This window comes from Vibrio nigripulchritudo ATCC 27043 (genome assembly GCF_000222685.1).
Classification (GTDB): Bacteria; Pseudomonadota; Gammaproteobacteria; order Enterobacterales; family Vibrionaceae; genus Vibrio; species Vibrio nigripulchritudo.
In genome coordinates this window covers 36,642-60,163 of record NZ_AFWJ01000267.1, presented here as the reverse complement: position 1 = coordinate 60,163, position 23,522 = coordinate 36,642, and the positions used below count along the sequence as shown (strand labels likewise).

At 45.7% G+C, this 23,522-nt stretch carries 18 protein-coding genes; 17 read left to right on the top strand and 1 reads right to left on the bottom strand.

All coding sequences use genetic code 11. The annotated features are described in order from the left end of the window. Nucleotides 1–30: 30 nt before the first annotated feature. From RH89_RS18475 to RH89_RS18435, 9 genes are all read left to right on the top strand, one after another. The gene (locus tag RH89_RS18475; RefSeq protein ID WP_004405324.1) at nt 31–1,773 is read left to right on the top strand and encodes a type IV pilus secretin PilQ; all 1,743 of its coding nucleotides are present in this window, start codon (nt 31–33) and stop codon (nt 1,771–1,773) included. Nucleotides 1,774–1,962: 189 nt separating this feature from the next. After that, on the top strand, nt 1,963–2,481 hold the full coding sequence (gene aroK, locus RH89_RS18470) for a shikimate kinase AroK (RefSeq protein ID WP_004405322.1): 519 nt from the start codon (nt 1,963–1,965) through the stop codon (nt 2,479–2,481). Between the two features lie 22 nt (nt 2,482–2,503). Beyond that, complete coding sequence (aroB, locus tag RH89_RS18465; RefSeq protein ID WP_004405321.1) at nt 2,504–3,592, top strand: 3-dehydroquinate synthase; 1,089 nt, start codon at nt 2,504–2,506, stop codon at nt 3,590–3,592. Nucleotides 3,593–3,622: 30 nt separating this feature from the next. Then, complete coding sequence (locus RH89_RS18460) at nt 3,623–5,146, top strand: AAA family ATPase (RefSeq protein ID WP_004405320.1); 1,524 nt, start codon at nt 3,623–3,625, stop codon at nt 5,144–5,146. A gap of 69 nt (nt 5,147–5,215) precedes the next feature. Further along, complete coding sequence (locus RH89_RS18455; protein ID WP_004405319.1) at nt 5,216–6,049, top strand: Dam family site-specific DNA-(adenine-N6)-methyltransferase; 834 nt, start codon at nt 5,216–5,218, stop codon at nt 6,047–6,049. 75 nt (nt 6,050–6,124) lie between these two features. Next, the gene (gene rpe / locus RH89_RS18450; RefSeq protein WP_004405318.1) at nt 6,125–6,799 is read left to right on the top strand and encodes a ribulose-phosphate 3-epimerase; all 675 of its coding nucleotides are present in this window, start codon (nt 6,125–6,127) and stop codon (nt 6,797–6,799) included. Nucleotides 6,800–6,868: 69 nt separating this feature from the next. Next, on the top strand, nt 6,869–7,561 hold the full coding sequence (locus RH89_RS18445; RefSeq protein WP_004405317.1) for a phosphoglycolate phosphatase: 693 nt from the start codon (nt 6,869–6,871) through the stop codon (nt 7,559–7,561). Nucleotides 7,562–7,679: 118 nt separating this feature from the next. Further along, nucleotides 7,680–8,696, top strand: a complete 1,017-nt coding sequence (gene trpS / locus RH89_RS18440; protein WP_004405316.1) for a tryptophan--tRNA ligase — start codon at nt 7,680–7,682, stop codon at nt 8,694–8,696. A 412-nt stretch (nt 8,697–9,108) separates the two neighbouring features. Then, nucleotides 9,109–11,715 carry an ExeM/NucH family extracellular endonuclease gene (locus tag RH89_RS18435; RefSeq protein ID WP_004405312.1) on the top strand — a complete coding sequence of 869 codons (2,607 nt, stop codon included), beginning with the start codon at nt 9,109–9,111 and terminating at the stop codon, nt 11,713–11,715. Nucleotides 11,716–11,762: 47 nt separating this feature from the next. Here the strand turns inward: RH89_RS18435 and RH89_RS18430 are convergent, their stop codons facing one another. After that, nucleotides 11,763–12,656, bottom strand: coding sequence for a LysR family transcriptional regulator (locus RH89_RS18430; protein ID WP_004405311.1), 894 nt, complete (start codon nt 12,654–12,656; stop codon nt 11,763–11,765). A 336-nt stretch (nt 12,657–12,992) separates the two neighbouring features. Here RH89_RS18430 and RH89_RS18425 point away from each other — a divergent pair, with 336 nt between their 5' ends. From RH89_RS18425 to RH89_RS18390, 8 genes are all read left to right on the top strand, one after another. Continuing rightward, nucleotides 12,993–13,829, top strand: coding sequence for a TauD/TfdA dioxygenase family protein (locus tag RH89_RS18425; protein WP_004405308.1), 837 nt, complete (start codon nt 12,993–12,995; stop codon nt 13,827–13,829). Then, nucleotides 13,826–15,268 carry an FAD-binding protein gene (locus RH89_RS18420; RefSeq protein ID WP_004405307.1) on the top strand — a complete coding sequence of 481 codons (1,443 nt, stop codon included), beginning with the start codon at nt 13,826–13,828 and terminating at the stop codon, nt 15,266–15,268. The genes RH89_RS18425 and RH89_RS18420 overlap by 4 nt, the downstream gene beginning before the upstream one ends. Nucleotides 15,269–15,431: 163 nt before the next feature. After that, nucleotides 15,432–17,294, top strand: a complete 1,863-nt coding sequence (locus RH89_RS18415) for an L-tyrosine/L-tryptophan isonitrile synthase family protein (protein WP_004405305.1) — start codon at nt 15,432–15,434, stop codon at nt 17,292–17,294. A gap of 386 nt (nt 17,295–17,680) precedes the next feature. Beyond that, nucleotides 17,681–18,019 carry a hypothetical protein gene (locus RH89_RS18410; protein WP_004405303.1) on the top strand — a complete coding sequence of 113 codons (339 nt, stop codon included), beginning with the start codon at nt 17,681–17,683 and terminating at the stop codon, nt 18,017–18,019. Between the two features lie 9 nt (nt 18,020–18,028). Next, nucleotides 18,029–18,340, top strand: coding sequence for a hypothetical protein (locus RH89_RS18405; RefSeq protein WP_004405302.1), 312 nt, complete (start codon nt 18,029–18,031; stop codon nt 18,338–18,340). Between the two features lie 8 nt (nt 18,341–18,348). Beyond that, nucleotides 18,349–19,917, top strand: coding sequence for a hypothetical protein (locus RH89_RS18400; RefSeq protein WP_139063314.1), 1,569 nt, complete (start codon nt 18,349–18,351; stop codon nt 19,915–19,917). Nucleotides 19,918–19,990: 73 nt separating this feature from the next. Then, nucleotides 19,991–21,124: a hypothetical protein gene (locus RH89_RS18395; protein ID WP_004405300.1), complete on the top strand. Its 1,134-nt coding sequence runs from the start codon at nt 19,991–19,993 to the stop codon at nt 21,122–21,124. After that, nucleotides 21,121–23,514: a hypothetical protein gene (locus RH89_RS18390; RefSeq protein ID WP_004405299.1), complete on the top strand. Its 2,394-nt coding sequence runs from the start codon at nt 21,121–21,123 to the stop codon at nt 23,512–23,514. The genes RH89_RS18395 and RH89_RS18390 overlap by 4 nt, the downstream gene beginning before the upstream one ends. The last annotated feature ends 8 nt before the right edge of the window (nt 23,515–23,522 follow it).

Here is a 23,522-nt window from a genome sequence, read left to right as displayed (position 1 = left end):
GGAATTAAGATTAGAAGGGAAGAAGTAACTATGGCGGAGTTTTGTCGGGCGCATATATATCGTTGTGCTCTGCTTATCTTTATCGGGTTGTTTTCGACAACCGGGGTTCATGCCCAGTCCAACGAATTCGTTGGTATCGATTTTAGGCTCAGTAAAGAAAAACATGCTCTGCTGGTCGTGGAGTTAGCATCGAATGCGGCAGCGGTAGACATTCAGCCGATGCCCGATGGCTTAAACATCTCCCTGCATGAAACCAGCGTGGTGGACGAAAAGCTTTTCGTGGTCGACGTATCCGATTTTGCTACCAGCGTAGAAAATGTGGAAGTGTTCCGTGAGGGCTCTAACACACGTTTATTTGCCAGCACAAACGCGGCTTATAACTACGACTACCGCCTAAGGGATCGTTTTCTGGAAATCACCGTCTCTGCGAAACCCAAAGACGAACCAGAGCAGGCGAGCATTCTAGAAAAAGAAGGCAAGCTTATTTCTATTAACTTCCAGGACATCCCTGTTCGAAGCGTATTACAGCTTATCGCTGACTATAACGGGTTCAACCTGGTGGTATCTGACTCAGTCACAGGCAACTTAACGCTTAAGGTGGATGATGTGCCGTGGCAGCAAGTGCTAGACATCATCCTGAAAGTAAAAGGGTTGGATAAGCGTGTTGAAGGCAACGTAATTCTGGTTGCCCCAAAAGAAGAGTTTGACCAAAGAGAGCAGCAAGATCTTGAACAAGAACGCTTGGCGCAAGAGCTCGGTACGCTGGAATCCAAAATCGTTGAAGTAAAGTTTGCCAAAGCGTCTGACATTGCGGAAATGATCGGCGGCGACGGTGAAATTTCCATGCTTTCTGAGCGCGGAAGTATTTCCATTGATGAACGTACCAATTCCCTTCTGGTACGCGACTTACCGGAAAACATCAGCGTTATTGAAGATATTGTGGAATCTCTCGATATCCCTGTTAAACAGGTTCAGATAGAAGCTCGTATTGTGACTGTCACAGAAGGTGAACTTGAAGAGTTGGGTGTCCGCTGGGGCTTCAGTTCAACAAGTGGACCAAACTCTGTGGGCGCGACCATTGAAAATAACCTCGCGACGGTCGGTCTTTATCAGGCTGGTGGCTCAGGTGGTGATTCTGGAGGCGAAGGCGGCGGTGAAGGTGGAGGCAGCACCAGTATTGATGATTTCCTTGCCGTCAACCTGGGGGCGACAAATGCCAATGCAGCCAGTATCGCGTTCCAAGTGGCAAAACTTGGCTCTGACACTCTGTTGGATTTGGAGTTGTCTGCTCTGCAAACGGAAAACAAAGCGGAAATCATCTCCAGCCCGAGACTGATTACCACCAACAAGAAACCGGCCTACATCGAGCAAGGTACAGAAATTCCTTACCTTGAAGCTTCATCCAGCGGTGCAACTACGGTCGCATTCCGTAAGGCTGTGCTGAGCTTAAAGGTGACGCCACAGATTACCCCAGACAACAAACTGGTGCTGGATTTGAGTGTTACTCAGGACAGACCCGGCAAAGTCGTAAAAACAGGCAATGGTGAAGCCCTGGCCATTGAAACTCAAAGAATCGGTACTCAGGTGTTGGTAGACAATGGAGAAACGGTGGTTCTTGGGGGTATTTATCAACAAAGTGTGACAAATACGGTCGATAAAGTGCCACTTTTGGGTGATTTACCTCTGTTAGGTGCACTTTTCCGCCGAAGCTACGAAAATTTAGGAAAAAGCGAACTCCTTATTTTCATTACGCCAAAGGTCGTTCTACAGTAGGGTTTGGGTAAATTCTCAATCATCGACAAAAAATAAGGTTGCATTCGAGGCATCATAATTGAGATAATTTTGGGTCTGATCACGAATTTATCTGTGAGGAAAAGGTGCCTTGAAGGCTTTCATACAGTGGCCAATCCGGCTTACTTCAAGGCGATGTCATTGAATTAACGTTGTAAATAACTGCTGAACATGGCTGAAAAACGTAATATTTTTCTTGTTGGCCCAATGGGTGCCGGCAAAAGTACAATTGGTAGACACCTGGCTCAACAACTTCATATGGAGTTTGTTGATTCTGACACGGTTATCGAAGAGCGCACGGGCGCCGATATTGCTTGGGTGTTTGATGTGGAAGGTGAAGATGGCTTCCGCCAACGTGAAGAAGCGGTCATCAATGATCTGACAGAGCAACAAGGTATTGTTCTGGCGACAGGTGGCGGCTCAGTCAAAAGTAAAGAAAACCGCAACCGTCTTTCGGCTCGCGGCGTCGTGGTTTATCTGGAAACCACTATTGAAAAACAGCTTGCACGCACTAACCGCGATAAAAAGCGTCCTCTGCTGCAAACTGACAATCCTCGCGACGTACTTGAAGCTTTGGCTGGCGAGCGTAACGGTCTGTACGAAGAAGTGGCTGATTACGTGGTACGTACCGACGATCAAAGTGCAAAAGTAGTAGCCAACCAAATCGTAAAAATGCTAGAAGAACGTTAAGTTCAATTTCGGAGAGCAAACCATGGAACGGATTACGGTTGATCTTGGTGAGCGTAGCTACCCAATTTCTATTGGCGCCGGGTTATTTGATGACTCGGCGTACTTTTCTAACATCTCTTCAAAGAAAGTCGTTGTTATCAGTAATGTAACAGTGGCTCCTCTTTATGCTGAAACCATTACAAGCAAGCTTGAATCACTTGGACATGAAACCAAGTTGTTAGAGCTGCCGGATGGGGAACAGTACAAAAACCTCGATACCTTCAATACCATCATGACCTTCCTGCTTGAAGGCAATTATGGTCGCGACGTGACGATTGTTGCGCTGGGCGGCGGTGTGATTGGTGATGTGGTTGGTTTTGCTGCTGCCAGTTACCAACGTGGTGTTGAGTTTATTCAGGTTCCAACGACTCTGCTTTCTCAGGTTGATTCTTCCGTTGGTGGTAAAACGGGCGTGAATCACGCCTTGGGTAAGAATATGGTTGGTGCTTTTTATCAGCCTCAATCGGTGGTGATCGATACCAACTGTTTGAAGTCGCTTCCAGAGCGTGAGTTTGCTGCGGGTATTGCCGAAGTGATCAAATACGGCATCATCTACGATGGCGAATTTTTTGCTTGGTTAGAAGAAAACCTAGAGCGTTTGTATGCGTTGGAAGAAGAAGCGCTTACTTACGCCATTGCCCGTTGTTGTCAGATTAAAGCGGACGTTGTTGAACAGGACGAAAAAGAGTCTGGTATTCGCGCGTTGCTTAATTTAGGTCACACGTTTGGGCATGCCATCGAGGCAGAACTTGGGTACGGGAACTGGTTGCATGGCGAAGCTGTTTCTTCAGGAACCGTAATGGCTGCAAAGACCGCGCTGTTACAGGGAATGATTGATGAGCAACAGTTTGAGCGAATCCTTTCTATACTTAAGAAATCCCGTTTGCCAGTGCACACGCCTAACAGTATGAGTTTTGAAGACTTTATCAAACACATGATGCGTGATAAAAAAGTACTTTCTGGCAAGCTCCGATTGGTGCTGCCAACGGGTATCGGGACGTCAAAAGTTGTCTCAGATGTTCCAAATCATGTTATTGAGCAGGCGATCGACGCATGTCGTGTGAGTGAGTAATACGTCTGCCAATTACCTAAGGTGACGTCAATGAGTCTTGCTCATGAACTGCGAGTACTGGAATTAGAAACACAAACCGAGCTGCTGGATCGATTGCAGCTCCTGACTCGTTTTGGCTCCAACCTGATTAACATCAATGGAGTCAGTGGTTCAGGCAAAACCTGGCTTGCCCAGCGATATTTGGAAGCTTGGGCATCCGAAAAAAATCAATCTCTTCTTCTTTGTTTCCCCACACAAACCGATGAGCAGCAACGTGCGATGATGCTCAATCAGATTGTGTCCGACCCTCTGTTTAATGAGCACGACGCCATCATCGATAGCTTTTCCCGTTTGGTCGGTGACGAAGCCTGTGATGTGGTGTTTGTGGTTGATGACGCCGAACTCCTTAGTGAGGACTTACTGGCAGAATTGTGGATGCTGGTTATTGAGGCGCAAAATCACCCTAAGTGGTCAGTCAATGTGGTGCTGTTTTCCAAAGGAGATAGCTTAGAGCACATACTGACTCGCATCAGTTATGGTCAGGAAACCAAGCCGATAGATTTAGAGATTGAACCGCTTTCTGCTGATGAAGCCATCGCTTTTACTGAAGCGCTGGTGGTGCGTTATACCGTTGGAGAAGACGCCAAGAAAAAGATCAGAAAAGCCGTCGCTAAAACACAAAAATTTCCGGGGCAGCTAATGGAATTGGGGAATAAGAAAGTGGAAAGAAGGATCATCATCCGTTCGGTCATAGAGTCGCCGATTCGTATTGCCATTGTGATTTTGTTACTGCTTCTTCTGATTGGCGGAGGATACTGGTGGTATCTTAGCCAACCCAATTTACTTGATGATCGCGATTTAGCTGCCACCGAACAAGCCGGAAACGAAAGCTCAGATAGTCAGACAGGGACGGTTGCCGATGCGGGTAGCGAGTTGGCTCCTGGCACAAAACTGGATGATGTCACCTCAGGGAATAGTGAAGCGTCCGCTGACGATGAAAGCACAGATGATTTTGCTTCATTGCCCCCCCAGGTTACGGATTTAACGGCTGAAGTAGGGCAAAGCGACGGAGGAAAACGTGTTGTCGTACCTTCGGATGTTGTCGACGCGTTGCTTCAGGAAGAAAGACCACCGCAGACTATCACCGTGATTGATTCCGCGATTGATGATGCCAGAGAAGATGCCATTACGCGGGAAGAAACTCAGGCTCAGGTACAGGTTCAGCTGGCAGAGGATGACGTGCCTGCCGAAGAAGCGCCGAAAGCGGTGACTTTCTCTTACGCCCGTGAAGAACTGGCAGCGGTTTCCAGCCGAAACTACACCCTTCAGTTGGCAGCACTGACTTCTAAAGAAGAAGTACAGGAATTCATAGACTTGCACCAGATTCAGGAACAGGTCCGAATTTACCCAACCATCCGCAATGGTGTGGAATGGTTTATTGTCACTTATAAAGATTTTCCTACCATTCAACAGGCAAGGGATGCCGTGTCGGAATTGTCTCTGGACATTCAGGCACTGGGTCCATGGGCAAAATCGATGGTTCAGGTTCAACGAGAGATTGAACGTGGCAAATAACGCTGAGGTTTGTCGTAAAATATGTTACATTCCGCAGCCTTATTTTGAGTAGTTGGAATTGAACGGTCGATGAAGAAACAACGCGCCTTTCTAAAGTGGGCTGGTGGCAAATATGGCTTGGTAGAAGACATCCAGCGCCATCTGCCACCTGCGCGAAAACTGGTTGAGCCTTTTGTTGGGGCTGGATCAGTGTTTCTGAACACTGACTACGAACAATACCTGCTGGCCGACATCAACCCCGACCTGATAAATCTGTACAACCTGCTGAAAGAGCACCCAGAAAAGTACATCGAAGAAGCGAAGCGCCTTTTTACACCTGAGCACAATCGCAAAGAGGTGTATCTGGATATCCGCGCTCAATTCAATGACACAGATGATGTGCTGTTTCGATCTGTTGCCTTTTTGTATATGAACCGCTTTGGCTTTAATGGTTTGTGCCGATATAACAAAAAAGGCGGTTTCAACGTTCCTTTTGGTTCTTACAAAAAGCCGTATTTCCCAGAAGACGAAATGATTTTCTTTGCAGAGAAAGCAAAGAAAGCCACGTTTGTTTGTGAAGGTTATGCTGAAACATTTAGTCGTGCTCGCAAAGGCAGTGTGGTGTACTGCGATCCGCCTTATGCACCACTGTCGACGACGGCAAATTTCACCTCCTATGCTGGCAACGGGTTCAGCCTGGATGACCAGGGGGAACTGGGGGAAATTGCGGAAAAAACTGCAAAACAAAGAAACATTCCTGTTCTTATTTCTAATCACGACACGCCATTGACGCGCCGCTTATACAAAGGGGCAAAGCTTAATGTCGTGAAAGTGAAACGAACCATCAGCCGAAATGGTGCGGGTCGCAACAAAGTCGACGAACTTCTGGCACTGTTTGAGCCAACTGACCTTTCTAACCAATAAATTCTGGGATCTCGGCGCCTTGTTGGGTAGAATTGCGAGCAATTATTACTCGAAATTCTTATATTGAGGTCAGGTATGTCAGACTTTCTAATCGCTCCTTCCATTCTTTCTGCGGACTTTGCTCGTCTGGGTGAGGACGTAGAAAAAGTACTCGCGGCAGGCGCGGATGTGGTCCATTTTGACGTAATGGATAACCATTATGTGCCAAACCTGACTTTCGGTGCTCCTATTTGTAAAGCGCTACGCGATTACGGCATTACAGCGCCTATCGACGTACATTTAATGTGTACACCAGTCGACCGACTCATCCCAGATTTCGCGAAAGCGGGCGCATCGATGATTACTTTCCATGTCGAAGCAACCAATCACATTGATCGCTCTCTACAGTTGATCAAAGAGCACGGCTGTAAAGCAGGTGTGGTGTTTAACCCTGCTACACCTCTTCATCATCTGGATTACATCATGGACAAGATCGACTTGATTCTTCTGATGTCAGTGAACCCAGGTTTTGGTGGTCAGTCTTTCATTCCTAATACTCTGGATAAGCTACGCGAAGTACGCAAGCGCATTGATGCTTCTGGTCGCGATATTCGCCTTGAAGTCGACGGCGGCGTGAAAGTCGAAAACATCCGAGAAATCGCAGAAGCCGGTGCGGATATGTTTGTGGCGGGAAGCGCCATCTTTGATAAGCCGGATTACCAAGCTGTGATTGAAGAAATGCGCGGTGAGCTCGCCAAAGTGAACCGTTAAGCGGTCAGATTACGTAGATTGAATGCAGTGCTCAGGCACTGCATCACTTTTTTAGGAATAGAGAAAAATATGTCTTTAAATGGAATCAAGCTGATTGCCTTTGATTTAGATGGAACGCTGCTAGACAGTGTGCCGGATTTGGCAGTCGCCGCTGATCAGGCGGTACAGGCGATGGGCTTCGCTTCAGTGACCGAAGAACAAGTCAGAGACTGGGTGGGTAATGGCGCTGATGTACTTATCTCACGCGCGTTATCCCAGAACATTAAAATCGATTCGAACCTGGCTCCTGAAACCATTCAGGAGGCACGCGCCAAATTTGATGATTTCTACGAGCAGGGCGGTCATAAACTCAGCCACCTTTACGATAATGTTCGAGAAACGTTAATGGCACTAAAGCAGTCTGGCTACACACTGGCTTTGGTGACCAATAAGCCTTCCAAATTCGTGCCCGAAGTGTTGGAGCAACACCAGATGACAGAGTTGTTCTCAGACGTGTTAGGCGGCGATGCTTTCCCAGAGAAAAAACCTAACCCAGTGGCGCTGAACTGGTTGCTTGAGAAGCATGGCGTAAAGGCAGAGGAAATGTTGATGGTGGGCGACTCAAAAAATGACATTCTTGCGGCGCAAAATGCAGGATGCCATTCGTTTGCTCTGACCTATGGTTACAACCATGGAGAGCCAATTTCGAACGCGAATCCGGATTTTGTTGCAGACAACATTGCCGAAATTTTGAATATTGTGCCAGTCACCGAGTATTCGTAACGAAATACTGCGTTTGCACTAGTAAATTACTCATCAATGAGTACACTGCTTAGACGCATGCCCTGATAGGGTATGCGTCTTTTTATATCCATTTGAATTTAGCAAGGAAACCATCCTCATGAGCAAACCCATCGTATTGAGTGGTGTTCAACCGTCAGGTGAACTAAGTATCGGTAACTACTTGGGTGCTCTACGTCAATGGCAACAAATGCAAGACGAGTACGATTGTCAGTACTGCGTAGTAGACCTTCATGCCATCACGGTTCGTCAGGACCCGAAAGCATTGCATGAAGCGACACTCGACGCACTGGCTATCTGTCTGGCTGTTGGTGTTGATCCGAAAAAGAGCACGCTATTCGTTCAGTCACACGTACCTGAGCATGCTCAACTGGGTTGGCTTCTTAACTGTTACACCCAAATGGGCGAGCTGAGCCGTATGACTCAGTTCAAGGACAAATCCCAACGCTATGCGAACGATGTTAACGCGGGCTTGTTTGGCTACCCGGTATTAATGGCAGCAGACATTCTTCTCTACGGTGCACATCAGGTGCCAGTAGGAAATGACCAGAAGCAGCACCTTGAGCTGGCGCGCGACATCGCGACTCGTTTTAATAACATCTACAGCCCGGAGCAGCCAATCTTTACTGTTCCTGAGCCGTACATCCCTAAGGTTAATGCGCGAGTTATGAGCCTGCAGGATGCAACGAAGAAGATGTCTAAGTCTGACGACAACCGCAAGAACGTGATCACTCTGTTGGAAGATCCAAAGTCGATTCTGAAGAAGGTCAACAAAGCACAAACTGACACAGAAACCCCGCCGCGTATTGCGCACGATATTGAAAACAAAGCGGGTATTTCTAACCTGATGGGGCTGTACTCTGCAGCAACAGGTATGAGCTTCGAAGAGATTGAAGCGAAATATCAGGGCGTTGAAATGTACGGTCCGTTCAAGAAAAATGTGGGCGAAGCGTTGGTTGCGATGCTGGAACCGATCCAAGCTGAATACAAGCGCATTCGTGAAGATCGCGCTTACATGGACAGCGTAATGAAGCAAGGGGCAGAAAAAGCGTCTGCCCGTGCTGCTGAAACACTAAAACAAGTGTACAAAGCGGTGGGTTTTGTAGCGCGTCCATAGGGTCAACCGACCTTTAAACCATACTCTGGTTACCCTAAGCCCTCGGAAATTTCCGAGGGCTTTTTGCTGTCTGCTCTCTCGATTTTCTGTTCTTTCAATTCTCTTTGTTCTCTACTCTTCCCTTCCAGTTTCTCTATTCTGCCTCTTTTCCAAGTCCACACATAAACTTCATCAATCATTCCTGTAATTGTCATATGGGGTAGTTACCGTTTCTGTTGAAATTTAGGGGTTGATTCAAGTATTTACTCTAACAATGCGATAGGTGTCTCGATTGAATGGGTAAACTCTTTTGTCAGTTACATAAAAGGTAAACACTTCGCACGTTGCTGGAGCCAGCAACATTCCAATTTTGTGACAAAGAACTGCTACGGATGAAAGCGGTCGACACATCCTTAGTGACAAGAGGTGGACAATGGAAACCAAAACAACAAGGACATTCCTTGCGCTTGCTATTAGTGGTGCTCTCTCCACACCCGCATTTGCAGATGTCGTGCTCTCCCAATACGTTGAAGGTGGTAGCTTTAACAAAGCTATCGAGATTGCAAATACGAGTAATGTGGAAGTCAGCCTGAATGGCTTTCAGCTTGCTAAATCAACAAATGGTGGAGGTTCGTGGACTCAGACACTGTCGCTCGATGGTAAAACCATCGCAGCCAATGACGTCCTGGTAATCTCTCACCCTAGTGCGAACGCGGCGATTCAAGCCGTAACCGACGAGAACAACGGTTCTGTGGTCAATTTCAATGGCGATGACCCAGTAGCCTTGCTGAATTCTGACAACTCCGTTCATGACATCATCGGTGTGATGGGGGACGTTGACTTCGCCAAAGACAAAACGCTGGTGCGAAATTCGGACAGCTTAACCCCTTCGTCAACTTACGTTGCAAGCCAGTGGACGGTATTGGGTAAAGACAATATTGATGGCTTGGGCGAGTTGGATGGAGGTACACCTCCGGTCGCCTTTAACTGTACGGTAGACGGGCACGCTCCAAGCTTTACTTCAATTCAGGAAATTCAGGGTGAAGGGGCGACATCGCCATTCATTAATGGTTACCCATACATCACCGACGACGAGTATTTTGTCCGTGGTGTTGTCAGTGCAGTAACGACTGGGCTGACCAAAGGTTTCTACCTGCAGGCAGAAACCGACGATAGCAACCCGAATACGTCTGAAGGTCTGTTTGTTTACACTGGCGAAACCAGCATCAATCTGCAACCGGGTGATGTGGTATGTGCACGCGGTAAAGTCCAAGAGTTCTACAATCTGACCCAACTGAAAGTGGAAGATGGCAACTACGTTAAACAAAATGAAACGACAGCGCCTGAAGCGGTAGCAATGCAAATTGCAGAATCCGACGCAAACTTCGATGAAACGTTAGAGCGTTACGAAGGCATGCTGGTGAAAACTTCGCAAGAGCTGGATATGCGCGTCACCCGCACCTTTGGCTTTGATTATGCTGCGCGCCGCAACAATATGGTATTGGCGCAGGGTCGTCCAAATATGCAGCCAAACCAGAACAACGCAGCAGGATCTGACGGAGCGAAAGCACAGGCGGAAGAGAATGCTCATCGCCGTTTATTCGTCGAGTCAGATGCCAAAGCGCCAAGTGGCGTAATCCCTTATTACCCAGATTTTGGTCGTACAGACGTTGATCAGGATGGCTCTACCGAAGACTACATCCGCATTGATGATACGGTAGTCGGTCTGGAAGGGGTGATCTCCTACAGCTTCGGTGATTATCGCCTTATTGCGACCAACACGCTGAACGATGATAACTTTGTACACAACGATCCGCGCACGGAAAAACCTAAGCTGAAACGCGGCGGTGATTTGCGCATTGCTACGTTCAATGTACTGAACTACTTCAACTCTCCACAAGGTGGTGACCAAAACCCACGAGGTCAAAACCGTGGTGCCAACAAACCAGGTGAGTTTGAGGTTCAGCAAGCCAAGATTGTTGACGCTATCCTGCGTTTGGATGCGGACATCATCGGCTTGATGGAAATTGAAAACAATGGCTTCGGTCAGGGTGCGGCGATTCGTCAGCTTGTTGAAGAGTTGAATAAAAACATCGACAAGAAACACAAGCAGTACCAGTTTGTTTCTCTGGATACTAACGCAGACGGCACGATTGACGAGATGGATTACGTAGGTACGGATGCCATTACCACCGGAGTGATTTACCGCAGCGCGAAAGTGAAACTGAAGAAAACTCGTGTTATCCCTATGCCTCGTCAGGATGCACCACCTGTGCTGGATGATGACGGCAAGGTGATTGAAGACGGTAAAAACTTCCAGCGTGACAGCTTCGCGCCGACCTTTAAAGTGAAAGGCACGAAAGAGAAAATCACCATTGCCGTAAACCACTTCAAATCGAAAGGTTCGAAATGCTGGGAAGACGCTGCGCCGGTAGACCAAGGCGGTCAGGGCGGTGTGGATGTCGATAAGCAAGGTTCTTGTGAAGCATTCCGTGTGGCTGCAGCGGTCGCGCTTGGCGATGCGATGAAAGAGATCAAAGGTCACAAAGTGATCTTGGGCGATCTGAATGCTTACGGCAAAGAAGATCCGCTGTTGGTGCTGACCGATTACTCGCAAGAGAAATACGGCAAAGAGATCAAAGCCGCGCGTAATACCTTCATCGGTGACAGCGAGCAGTTTGGTGATGCTGGTGCGGTGATCAACCAGAACTATGGTTACATCAATGCAGTAGAGATGAAGCATCCAAACAGCTGGAGCTACTCGTTTAATGACGAAGTGGGCGCGCTGGATCATCTGCTGATCAGTAAGAGCCTGAAGAAGAAAGTGGTTGATGCGACCGACTGGCACATCAATGGCGGTGAATCCACATTGTTTGATTACAACAATGAGTTCAAAGGTGATTTTCCTAAGTATGAGGATCACTTCCGCTCTTCAGATCATGACCCAGCTGTCTTGGATCTGAACATGCGAGGCGCTTCTGTCGGCTTTGCTGGTTTGATGGCACTGTTTGGTCTGGGATTATGGCGTCGTCGTAAGTAATCCAAGTTCCTCTTATGAAAAAGCCAGCAAATGCTGGCTTTTCTTCGTTATTGAGGCTGTATTTTTTCGATCAGATAATCGATGAATAGCCTGACTCTGGGAGCCAGATTTTTACGGCTCGGATACAGAATATTCATTGTTGGACCTTTTTGATAAAAGTCCGGAAACAGCCGCACTAGTGTCGGGTCGTTCACTTCCTCGACCAGGAAGTTAGCAATCAGCCCTATTCCCATACCCTGCTGCACCATCGACATCGATCCCAGTGGGGCATTACAGATGTGTTTGGGGTGGGTTTTAACCCGGTGAATGTCGCCAGAACCATTAGTGAGTGGAAGTATGTCATTAGGCAGATTTGAGCGGGTCAGGCAGACCCAATTGTGTTTTTCGATGTCCTGCAATTGGCGAATCGGCGGCGCTTTGCTGAGATAATTCTGGCTGGCATACACACCCAGCTCAAATGGAGCCAACACTCTGCCGACCAATGAAGAAGCGGTGAGTTCGCCTATCCTGAGTACGATGTCCAGATTGGCTTCCACTGGGTCTTGCACACCATCGTCCAGCTGAATATCAAATACTACGTTGGGGTATTGCTCCGAAAACTTTGAAAGCAGGGGCGTGAGCACGAAAGAACCAACGTCTATCGTCGTACCAATTCGAATGGTGCCACACACTTCAGAAGCTAAGTGATTAATTGAACTAAAAGCCTCCTCTGCAACTTTTAGCAGCCCGCTACTGTATTGATAAAATGTAATGCCTTCGGTAGTGAGGTTGATTTTGCGCGTGGTGCGATGCAATAAGCGGACGTTTAATGTCGACTCTAAAGACGTTATCTGCTCACTAACCTTGGATTTCGCTAAGCCGAGGGATTCGCCTGCCATCGTAAAAGAGCCACACTCCACGACTTTGTTGAATATCGCTATACGTTTTAATTCATTCAACATGATTGTTCCTTTATCGGTAACTTTTGGTTCTTATTTTGTTATCTAGTCAAAACCCACATTTATGAAAATAATGTTTACGATATTTGGATATAGAGAAGCGTCTTTGGTTTCAAAAAAATAAATAATATCGACGAAGGAGAGATTGAATTTTTAATTAATGAGATCTTACTTCCTTATTCTCTGTCCCTTATATATATGTCATGCAATGTCAACGATCCAAAATCAAAATTCTTGTAAATATTTTCACGCTGTAAATTAGGATTTAGTAATTAATTCCCAATGGTACTTTCCATAGATAAATATATGGATAACCAAACCCTACAAAGGTAAATAATTATGAATTACAAAATAACTCCTCTCGAACCATTTGGTGTCATCGTTGAACCCATAAGCAAAAATACCAGTGTAAAAGATCTGAATATTGAAAAGATGCGTGATTTGTTCAAACAAAGGCAACTGGTTTTATTAAGAGGCTTTGAAACCTTCGAAGAGTCCGATGATTTTGCAGATTATTGCGAAGGATGGGGGGAAATCAGTATCTGGCCATTCGGGAAAGTGCTGGATTTGATTCAGAAAGATGATCCTGGCGACCATATTTTTGACAGCAGTTACATGCCGCTTCACTGGGATGGTATGTATCGACCACAGGTGCCTGAATATCAAATCTTCCAGTGTGTGAAGGCACCTAAGCCCGGACAAGGTGGCAGAACTACGTTCACGAACACCATTATGGCACTTGAAAATGCGCCGGAAGAACACGTCGAGTTTTGGAAGAAAGTCATTGGTAACTACGAGCGAAAAATGGAGTTTTACAACAGCCGAACCGTTTCCCCGATTATTACCAAACACCCGCTGCAAGATCATCTAGTTATCCGTTACAACGAACCGCATTTCGAAGAGAGAGGCGACCTCCTTAACCCACCTGATACCCAGTTCACTGGTATTACTCAAGATGAAGTCGAGTACTTCCATCAGACTCTTAGAGAAGCCCTTTACGATCCTCTAAACTTCTATGCTCATGAATGGCAAACCGGTGACATAGTGATTACCGATAACTTTAACCTGCTGCATGGCCGCGAAGCTTTTATTTCTCAATCGCCACGCCACATTCGACGTGTGCAGGTACTAAGCAATCCCCCATTTGATAACCCAAGCCTGGAGTCGTATCAATGACCAAACAGACAGACATAATGATCGTTGGCGCAGGACCTGTGGGGCTCATGTGTCACTATCTGGCGCAGCAGTGCGGGCTCAGCTCAGTGGTGGTTGATAAGTCTGACGCTCCGCTTCAAGTTGGCCGTGCAGATGCATTGAATGCCCGTACGCTACAACTTCTGGAAATCGTAAACTTGTTTGATGATCTGTATCCATTAGGCAAGCCATGTAACACCAGTTCAGTGTGGGCGAATGGTGAGTTTGTATCTCGCCAGTCCTCTTGGTGGGAAGAGTTGGAAGGGTGCTTTCACAAGCATTTTTTAATGCTTGGGCAGTCTTTTGTGGAACAGCTTCTAGATAAAAATCTGACAGCAATGAAGCAAGGAGTCATGCGCTCTACGTCAATTGAAAACATCAAAACAGACGAAGATGGCTGCCTGACCACACTCACCAATGGCGAAACTATCCGGTCTCGTTATGTGATTGGAGCCGATGGTTCACAATCCTTTGTGCGTAACCACTTTGAAGTACCGTTCGAAATTGTGCACCCACAGATTATTTGGGCGGTGATCGACGGCGTTTTGGAAACAGACTTTCCAAAAGTACCTGAGATCATCGTATTTCAGGCTGAAACGTCGGATGTAGCCTGGATCCCGAGGGAAGGTGACATTGACCGATTCTATATTCGTATGGATACCAAAGACTTCACCATGGAAGAAGCCATTGCCAAGATAAACCGGGCGATGTCACCGCATACGCTGAGCTTTCAAGAAGTTGTCTGGTTTTCGCAATTCACGGTGAAAGAATCGGTAGCAGAGAAATTCATTGTGAATGACCGAGTATTCCTGGCAGGCGATGCCAGTCACATTCACTCGGTCAATGGGGGGCAAGGGCTGAATACCGGATTGGCGGACGCGTTTAATCTAATGTGGAAGCTTAATATGGTGCTTAATCATCATGCTTCTGAAGATCTGTTAACAAGCTACGAAAGTGAACGCCAGCCCGTAGCTCGCAGTGTGATTGACAGTTCTGGGGAATTAGTACGTTCCACCAAATACTCAGACACCGGAACCCATGCACAGGACTATGTAAAAATTGTCGAAAAGCGTGCTGGTAATATTACTGGGATGGGGATTCGCTACGGGGAGTCTGGGATCGAGGGTTTACGTGTCTTTGATTTTGAAGTCTTTGATGGAGAGAGCAAAACACGGTTGTACAGCCTGCTGGACTACACCAAATTCACCCTGCTCTTGATAGGGCAGAGCGACGAGCAGCTAAAAAATATCCCTGCCTGGGTTCAAGTCTTAGCGATTCATAATCAAAAAGGCAATGGAAGATTTTGGGCTAGAGACGCGCATTATCAAGGTAATGCGATACTTATTCGCCCGGATGGTTACATTGAATCTATAACGCCATTAGAAAACGTCGAAATATTATTAGAACAATTGTCAATCTGACTATTCAATAATAACCATTAGCTAAATATATTCATATCTAAATTAATGACTGGTAAATAATAGAAAGATTCTAATTATTATCATGTTATTTATTGAATGTTGAATATATCTGAAATTAAATTCTCATCAAATTTAAGTCTTAAATATATTTTAAGGGTTAGTTATGCTAGATATTCAACGTGAGCAATGCGTGGAAAATATATCCTTTATTTTGCTCAACCAATTACTCGCACAAACCGATGCCAGCTTTCAGGGATTGGTTAAGCTTAAACAACAGATACGAGATTATGTTGCGAATGACGGTCAGATAAAACTGCTTCTTCCTGCTTTCCCGTGTAAAACCAACAACCTGGACAAAGTTTTAGGGCACAAACCGGATATGGGGGAGTACTTAGTACTGCGAAAATTCGTGAAAGCCATCCGCGACATTCAAGCAGTGTATAAACCGGGTGTCACTTTTTACATCTTCTCTGATTACCATACGTTTTCAGATTACATCTCAGTCGACCTCGAACATCATTACGATTACTCGAATGAGTTAAGAAAGATGGTCGAAAGCATGAATTGCAGTGACTATCTAAAGATCGTCAATTTCGAGCATTTTGAAGCTTTTGACGGGCTGACAGACGATCAGTATTTCAGAGGGCTGAAAGATAAATTTGGTGACCCTAGCTACGAGCAGAATTTTGCTGAGCTCAAACTGCGCAACAACAAAATGAACAACACCTATCTGGGTTTGAAGAAATTTATGAACCAAGACCAGAAGCATATTTTGTCTAAGTACTCGTACAAATCGCGTCGTCAGCGTTTGGCTGAAATAGCGAAAGGCATGATGGTTCAAGGCAAAGCACTGGATAGTTTTCTGCAAGCGCATTTCGGTGACTGCATACGCTTGAGCATTCATGAACACCCAATGGTAGGCAAGAAATACTCCTTATTTCTTTTCGAAGAAAAGCAGTTCAAAACGCCCTGGCACAGCACCATGATGTTTGATTCGACAACAGGAAAGTTCGTGGTTGATTCGCGGGAAAATCATTTGAACAGTCGCGGGGTGGTCATTCCTGTGATGCATCAAGAGAGAGCGTGGTGTTACCTGAAGCTAACTGCCAGAACAGAGGAAATGGCTCATCAGCTCAAGCAGCTTTCTGCCACGCTTTACCATGAAAAGTCCGGTTTAGTTCTTGAAAATAACACAGCCGATTTGCCTGTGAGTGCGCTCAATCAAAAAGAGCTACGCCACCTGATGAAAGAGTTTGGCACAGTCACGTTGCGCGGGTTCGATGAGTTCAGTGAACCTACCGAAATGGAAAACTGGTACTGTGAGCGAGGTTCTGCCGTTCCCTGGCAATTTGGACAGGTTCAAATCATGGCATCTCAACATACTGATCAAGCAGCGTTGCCGCTTCACTGGAATTTGATGTGTCCGCCTTCATACATGGGTGTGAATCAGGATAAATACCGTTACGAAGATTACACTCCAGACGAATTCATCTTGTATTGCCGTTGTCACTCAAACCAACAACACGATGGGGTTGGTGCCATCACTTCAGTGGATGCCGCTCTTGCTGCGATCAGTGTTCATGGTCTTGAGCGGGAAGCCCTTCGAAATACCTCACTTCGTTATTCCCCGCAGACTCAACATCCAGAGCCGGAATCTATGGTTTACCCATTGGTTACTCGATGCCCATGGAGCAAGCAAGATGTTGTGCGTTGGGCTCAAAGTGAAGGGGAGCATGCTCAGTCAGAAATTCTCTTTTCCATCAATGCAGAGATTGTCGATTCGCCAACTTACGATCAGGTAACCCCTTTGGAAAATCGTATGAACCAGATATGTGGTGATGAACGATTACAAACCCGACATCAAATTCAAGAAGGCGACCTGTTACTGGTAAATAATCATTCAACACTGATGGGAGCGGAACCCTTCATCGGAAAACGCGAATTGTGGCGAATGCAGCTCCAGCCTAAGTCGGTCAACTCTCCGTGGCAACCACATAATATGGCTGAGTTTAACCGAGCCAGTTAGGGTTAAAAGGTTTGAATACACAAGCCAGCGTAACGCTGGCTTTTTTCATTTTTAAACACTGTGATAACCAAATATTTATCTTTATTTAATTTCCGACGTCTGTATGACAGACAAGATATTTATAAGCCTAAAAGAGAATATTCAAAATAGTGATATGCATCAGAATCCTATGAATCACTGTTTGGTGTCCATATATCGACCAAGAATTATAAGTTAGCATAAGATATTGATTGATATGCATATTGACTGGCATGTCATTTAATTAGCCAGTACCTACCTATTAAAAAATCCGTGAACACTTCGAAAGAAGCTCGGCAGATGGTTTTAAGCACTGGCTCAAATTCGACGTTCATGGAAATTCATTAACAACGTACATAGGTTTAGAAATGAAACATAAGTTATTTATCGCGTTGGGGTTGTCCTTATTTGGAACAGCCGCGATGGCTCAGAGTCTTCCACCAGCATCCATTCAAAGCCTGGGGTGCGATCAGGCAACTAACCGTTGTTCTTTGACCTTGAATTTAGAACAGGTGGGTCCGGCTGAATGTACTGCCAACCAAATCACATGGGAATCTGATAGCGAACAAGGAAAGCTAGCTGTAGCGCTGCTTTCATCTGCCATGATGACTAACCATCAGGTTGAGATCGAACTGTCCAACACTTGTTATAACGCCCTGCCTGAACTGGCTTCTTTCAATGTACTTGCGCGCAAAAGCGTTAAGTAAGGGGGGAGTATGAGACTCAAAACTCTTCTCAGTCTTGCTTTGTTTTCAGTGGGAGCGAATGCCGCTGGTACTCATGTCAGTGAAATCAGCAATATACAGTGTGCTATGGACAGCGAGTATTGCGAAATTGTGTTGCCGAATGCACTCAATATTAAAAGCGACTGCGCAGGTAATCAGGTACTGGTTTCTACCTCTGAACAGCAAACTATTTCGGTACTAGCGTCTGCAATGTTTACGCAAACCAAAGTGAAATTTCATATATCTGAAGCGTGTGAGCAGGGCAGCCCTGTTGTTCAGAGTTATCAAATGATTAAGGGATGATCAGCTCTATGAAACTATCTAACTTATACCTAACCATAGGTGCCGTCTTGTCTGGTGTTTCATTCACCAGTGCTGCTACCTGTACGCTTAAATCCAATGAATACCCTGCTCACGCTCAGTGGTCTTGCAGTTTGGACGATTGGGTTAGTGAGCAAACGTTACCTACCAAACGTAAAATTTTGTCGCCGAGCCAAACTTCAATAGTTCTTTATCCGGAAAGTTTAGATTTAGCGGGCGACTTAAGTGTCAGACAGAATAATCCCGAATTTTCGGTAAGTAAGAAGCTTCAAAATTGCGCAGCAGTATATGAAGCGTTTAACACTAGTACAGGCAAGTTTGCTAACGTTATCAGCTGTGAAAGTGGACCATATCAGTTTGATAAATCTGCATACTATCACCGTGGCTCTCACTGTAGTGTGGCCGGGAATATTGAAACCTGTGTAAGCAACAACTTAACGGTGACGCCTGTTCAGGCTGATCTTACTTACAAAGTACCGAGAGCAGACTACCGGGGTGAACTGAAAGAGATTGTTAAGAAGAACCGAATCTCCAAAAACCTTGGTTTAGTACCAATCAGAGTTGGTGACATTACGACCTTCATACCAGCAGAAGTGACAAATTTGACTCCGATACCAACAAGCGTGACTTCAAAGTGGTCTGGGAGCTTCAAGTCTGAAGTTTTGCCATCCGCGTATTATGAATTGAGCTGTGTTGATAATGCGACCGTGCCTTCAGTCAACGTACCGCTCCACTATAAAGATTCCAACCTATCAAAAATTGGCGTCGCATCTGATTCCGGTATCGGAGGATTTGAGCCTAACGCGTTGAAGACCTTCTTGAAACGATGCGGTACCAGCCCAGTCAGGTTTGCTGTTGTTAACAGTCAAGACCTGAGTGAACCGTACTGGCGTGTGAACCTGGATATTACAGGTGGAACGGAATACATCACTGAGCTAGAAAGACTGGCTGACGTTCTTGTTGCTGAAGCGAATTCTTTGATTGTGGAAAGACAGTCTCTGGACAATTTACTTCGTTCAAGCAATGACATGAAACATCAGATTACGCAAGAAATGACAACCATATGGGACACGATTGCGACGACGGTATTTGTGTCTGATTTCTTCACTTCGGGTTATATTCCTTCAGAGTTTGATGACCCAAGTATGGAATGGACACTGGTCATGGAGACGTCCTTACATGACCCAGTAAACTCAAAGCCTAATTTTGAGAAGTTAGATCAGTTGGCGCAACAAACTGGCGTTGGCGGTATCGAGAACTTATTCAATTTTGACTTGGATTATCTCTACGATGAGTTTGGGTATAAGAAATACGAGACTGTCCACTACGCGCATTGGGAATTCTTAGTCTCTCTAGCGCAGTTAACTGGCGATATATCCTATTCTGATACCAATAGTTCAGATCTGCGTCCTATCATTGAAAGCATGAAAACGACAAATAGCCGAAAAGTTCTGGCGCTTGTGAATGTTATTGAGCACACGTTAGCGGTGGCAAGAAACGCCAGCAGTATCGAGCGAGAGAAACTTAAAGCACTTCAAGCTAAGTTAGCTGAACTCTAATCAAGCAAGCCACTTAAGTTAATCACTTAAGTGGCTTTTTTATTCTCTTATATTTACTTCTACTGGGTATAACATGAAAGTTAGGCTAGTTGGAGCGGCTTTGCTATTGGCGCTATTTCAGGGAAATGCAATCGCAGCGAACGTGACCTCTGAACAGTTGGACAACCAGCAAAAGTCTCTCAATCAAATCAATTATCGAATTGATCAAATATTACAATCATTGAGTCAGTACAGACTGGCAAGAGATGAGCACTACTTAGGGCAAAACGGTGTATCAGACAAAGTATCGAAATGGTATGCCGAACATAATGTCTGGATGAATAAGATGAACGACCTAAGGCGTCGTTTAAGTGACCACCAGAGCTTAGCTAAATCGGATGCAGGTGCATTTAAAAGTGAAATGTCTCTGCTACTCAATGAACTCTACATAGCAATTGATGAATCTTCTCATATCCGCAAGCAGGCTATCCGAGGCATGGCGGTGCTGAATGACATACCTCAGTATCCGACGGATTACATCCAGGAGTTCAGCGCAACAATTCCTGCTTTGAATACAAACGTCACCACAACTTATGGTGCATTTGACGATATCAGCAAAACATTCACAGCTGAACAGATGTCTCGTTTAGAGAGTGCTCTGTTGTTAACCAGTGACGTATTGGCGTCAATCATCAGTCTTTCAAGGCTACAGTACCCTGAATTAACTCAGTCGTTAGAGAACTTAAAGCAACTCTTTGCGGTTGAGTCACTGGTGTCTAAACCCGTTGATGATGCATCTAAAGCAGCATCCTTTGTCACATCACGAGCACGCAGGGACTGGTTCCTTGCAGATGCTCACTTCAAAGCCTTTGAAGCCAGTTACCAAAAAGACAGAGCTCGAATCATAAGCAGTCCGTTAGAAGCCTCCTTGAAGCAGCCGAGTCTGAATTTTATGGACAGAAAGTACAACGATGCAAAACGTGCTCTGAGTGTGGCTCAAAGAAGGGCATACATTACCCTTTATGATGTGTATCGGAGAACACTGTCAACGTATGCGCCGCAATGCAAAATTTCGGCAAACCACCAGAAATATAACTGCGCATTACTTAAGAGTTTGATTGGGTTGGATAGAACCGCTATTCAAAAAATGACGCTTGATCAGCAGCGTTATCTGCATGCTCAGTTATCTCGTGTTCCTCAAGCACCTTTCTCGGAGGTGACACAATGATGTCTACATTGAAGAAACTGCTTTGTCTCTTTGCTCTATTCACTTTCTTTAATGTGCCTTCTGTGTTTGCACAAAATGCAGGAGCGTCGGCAGGGGAAGAAATCATCAAACTTGTACTTGGAGACAGAACGCCAAAGGAGTTTGTCCCGTTTACAGACAGTGAAATTCGAGAGTTGGCAAATAAAGATCCCAATGACGATCTGGAGCTGGATGTTCAATCTGGTAAGACTTACCTGCTGCTTCACGTAACCTCGGAAACTCAGCCAGAGCGTATTGAGATCAACGAGTACATTGGGTTAGCAAACCAGCTGGAAGCGCAGATCACGCCATATGGCTATAGTATGCGTGATGAATCCTTTGAGCAGCTGCCGGTGGATATCTATGAGCTATTTAACGATCCGGAACTGCTACAGAAGCGCTTGTTGGATGCGTTAGAGCTTTATGCTCGCAAAGAGTTAATGCGTCGTTTGGATGCCATTGATCCTGGAAGCTGCCCGCAAATAAACGTCGATAGGCTGGTGGAAAAGGTTAATGGACATATCGCGGACCATGCTGACGAGAAGTTAAAAGAATTCCTTGATGAACCATATCGACTGAAATCTGGTGATTTAGCGAAATTCGATCAGTACATTCGAGCTGCAAACAACACCAATAAGATCTTGTGTGCACTTGGCTACAGCGTTTACGAAGCCATGAATCTGCCAATGAAAACCGTGAACGGTGTGACAGAGGTTGATGTTGATCGCTTGATCCAAATGGTGGGTGGTGGAAGTGGAGGCAATACTGCCCAGGCTGTGATCTCTTATATTGAAGATAAGATCAATAGCGCATTGGCTGGAATGGGTTTTGACTTGCCAGCTATCGATAGCATTCTGACTTGGTCTCCGTTGGTTAAAGCAATGGAGTGGGGTTCAGAATTCTTAGAACTGGATGGGTTAAAGATAAAGTTAACCATGCCGTCTCCTGAGTTCATCAAGCAAACCATCGAAGATTTGGGTCTCGCCATTCCGGCTAACTGGGATATTCCAGATGTGCCGACCATCAGCTTTAATGAATCTTTTGAACCGCCAACTCGAGAAGATTTGGCGCTTAAGAAGCGTAAAGACTGGACGGGCTTTGACCTTGGCAAGCGAAGCATTGCTGGTACTAAAGCGTCTGCGTATTACGAAATTCGCGGTTCAGAAGAAGTTCAATGGGCGATCGCAGTGGGTCGAGCAGATGTTTACATCTTCAACAAAGAGAACAATGCTATCGGGGCTTATGCGCAAGCCGAGGTAGGTCCTCAGAAGTTGGAAGGTAATGTCGATATTCAGGTATTGGGACACCAGCTTTATAAGCGTCACTGGCTGAAAAACGAAGGCATCATTAAAGACAGCATAGAGCTTTTGGGTGGTGGTGATGGATACAGCTACTCTTATGATTACACTCAGCAATTTGCGATAGGTCCTATTCCGGTTTATGTCTCTGTTGGGGTGTATGCGAGCTCAAATGCGCGTCTAAGCTGGGGTCTATATATGACTCAAGTGTATGCAGAGCTTCAGCCAATGGCGAAAGCGGGTGCGTTTGGTGAAGGGGCTGTAGGCATCAAAAAAGTCCTGTCAGCAGGTGTAAGAGGTAACATTGATGTATTGAATTTGTCCGCTCCACTTCGTGGTAAAGCGGGTGTGTTCTTCGCTCAGTCTGGTGAACCTTACCTCAAACTCGGTCTGACTTCTGACGTACTACTGAGAGCCATGAGTGGTGGTATCAGCGCTTATGTTGAGTATCCTTGGATCAAGATCTGTAAAAAGAAAATTGGATTTATAAAAATTCCGTATCCATGTATCCGAAGTAAGAGAAAGTCCAAAAATCTTTACAGCTATGCTGGGTATGCCTGGTCGAAACCTATCATGAACTGGCAATTGGTTTATGGCTATCAGGGCGTTCAGATGAATGGCTCTCTGATCGATCAGACCGATCGACGTGAAGCGGATGCGTTAAAAGGCAAAGTGAACCTGTATCAAAGACACGTTGCTCTGAATGACTATAGCTCTAAGACTCAGGTTCGAATTCAAAATACCTTTGCGAAGTTGAAGGAGGAACTTGAAAGTGCATCTGTTACCTTACTTCCTCAAAAACGAGCAGAGTTTCAGTTGAGTAATCAATCGGCTAAGCAAAACCTGGAGCAGTATGAATCCTGGCTTGCGGCGACAATTGATCACAACTCGGCGCAATCACGTGCTCAGGGTGTGATGGCTCGAAACTCCGCCGACTGGCACATGGGAGCTGAGAGCTTCAGTGATTCCGTGCCTGTAAGTTCGCTTAGTGGCACCTCATCGACTTCGGTCACTGAGCAAGAAAAAATTGATAACGCAAATGTGCTAAGAAGCCTGCACGGTTTCTTACACTAAAAACAGTT